Origin of the sequence: Photorhabdus namnaonensis (assembly GCF_001684335.1) — a bacterium.
Lineage (GTDB): Bacteria > Pseudomonadota > Gammaproteobacteria > Enterobacterales > Enterobacteriaceae > Photorhabdus > Photorhabdus namnaonensis.
Genome location: NZ_LOIC01000061.1, coordinates 168,058 through 170,363 on the forward strand (window position 1 = coordinate 168,058; position 2,306 = coordinate 170,363).

Genomic DNA, 2,306 nt, shown 5'->3' on the forward strand with positions numbered 1-2,306 from the left:
GCGGAAGAAATTATCCTCGATGCCTATCCGCTCCAGTCCCAATACGTCCTGCCAAATGGTACACAGTTGTGCTTCCAGCGCGTTGCGGGGCGCCACGTATCCCTCTTTATTTTCCCAAACAGGTTCCGGCAATGCCTGCCGATCCACCTTGCCGTTCAGAGTCAGAGGAATGGATTCAATACGGGTAAAGCTGGCTGGCAGCATGTATTCCGGCAGGCGGGAAGAGAGATGTCCAGTCAGGCTGTCATCAGACAATTCCCCCTCTGTCACCAGATATGCGACCAGTATTTTATTGCCGTTATGCTCACGGTCAATCACCACTGCCTGTTTGACTTGAGGATGAGCCGCAAGGGCCGTTTCAATTTCGCCCAATTCAATGCGATAACCACGAATTTTGACCTGAAAATCATTGCGCCCCAGATATTCCAGATTGCCATCCGGTCGCCAGCGGACTAAATCGCCGGTTTTATACAGACGGGTATAACCGCGAACCTTATCTTCTGTGGTAGCAAAGGGGTTTGCCACAAACCGTTCGGCGGTCAGTTCAGGTTGGTTCCAGTAACCTCGCGCGATTCCAGCCCCACCGATATAGAGTTCTCCCGGCGCACCGACAGGAGACGGATTGCCGTGATTATCAAGAACGTAAAGGCGGGCGTTATTAATCGCTTTGCCGATATTTGTTGCTATATCCCCATGTTGATATCGCTTCTCTGTCGCACAAACAGTAACCTCGGTTGGACCATAAGAATTGAGGACAGCGCTATGACGGTTGAAATGGTCAAGAAAATCCAGCGAGGGGGATTCTCCGGCGGTCACTAATAACTGCAAGGAGGGTAAGTGCGAGCCAATTAACAGTTTGAGTATGGCTGGCGGTAAGGCCGCTATTTCAATGCTTTCTCGTTGAATGAGTTTTTTAATTGCCTGGGCATGACGTTCTGTTTCGCTGCAAAGGTAAAGCGTCAGGCCATTAAATAAACTGGGGAAGAGTTCGAAAACAGAGCCATCAAACACATAGGCGGCAAACATTAAGGATTTTTTTCTCTTGGCGGCATCAAAAATGTCTGCCTGTGCCGCCGCCATATGAGCTACATTTTTGTGCTCAATCATGACGCCTTTCGGCTGGCCGGTGGTGCCTGAGGTATAGATGATATAGGCCAAATCTGAGGATTTGTTTGCCGATGCCGGATTGTCCGCGGGCTGGCCTGCGGTAATTATCGGATCATCCGTTGCTATCAGTATCGGCTGTTCCACGAGTGCCTGACTGTATGCCGTCAACGTTATCAAGTGTCGCTGTTGGGTCAATATGCAGGAAGCTGCCGTGTCAGCCAGGATAAACTGGACTCGTTCTGGTGGGTATTCCGGCGAAATGGGCACATAAGCGCCCCCGGCTTTCAGTACCGCCAAAATGCTGATAACCATTTCCAGACTGCGGTCGAGGTAGAGAGCGATGGGGGTATCCGCTTGCACAGGGACATGATGGTGTGGCTGACAGCGTTCACGGATCACATAAGCCAGTTGGTTTGACCGTTGGTTAAGCTGGCGGTAGGTCAGGGATTCGCCTTCAAACACCAGCGCCACGTTATCTGGTGTCCTTTCCACCTGGGCTTCAAACAGTTGTTGCAGGGTTTTATCCTGCGGGTAAGGCGCATCGGTCTGATTCCAGCGGTGCAGCAGGGTATGGCGCTCCTGGACAGATAGGATGTCAATTTCGGACAGCGATTGTGTCTGGTCTGCCACGAAGGCTGCCAGTACCCGCTGATAAATTTCCGCCAGTCTCATGATGGTGGCCTCGGCAAACAGGCTGACGGCGTAATTCAGACACCCGGTAATATCGGTTTGCCCGTCGGATAAAAACAGGCTCAGATCAAACTTAGCGGGGCTGTATAACGGCTCATCCCGTGTCACCGGTCTGAACGGCAGACGGCTGTCTGGCGGGTTTTCGCCAAAGCTCTGTAACCCGAACATCACCTGAAAAATCGGATGGCGGGTGGTGTCACGCGCAATATCCAGCGCCTCAACCAGTTGTTCGAATGGCATGTCCTGATGGACCTTAGCCTCTGTTACCCTCTGATGGGTCTGTTGAATCAGTGCTTTCACACTGGCGGTTTGTTGAAGTTGTATCCTTAAGGCCAGTGAGTTGACAAACATCCCAATCAGGGGCTGAGTTTGGGCATGGTGTCGGTTATCCGTCGGCGTCCCCAGAACGATATCATTTTGTCCGGATAATTTTGCCAGCGTGAGATAAAAGGCACTGAGCAGCACGGTATACAGGGTGGTTTCCTGTGCTTTTGCCAGATGCCTTAACT

Annotated in this window: 1 protein-coding gene; it reads right to left on the minus strand. The window is 51.6% G+C overall.

The window, feature by feature from the left end:
- The coding region (locus Phpb_RS26785; RefSeq protein ID WP_240492516.1) for a non-ribosomal peptide synthetase at positions 1-2,306 on the minus strand (2,306 nt) is incomplete at both ends.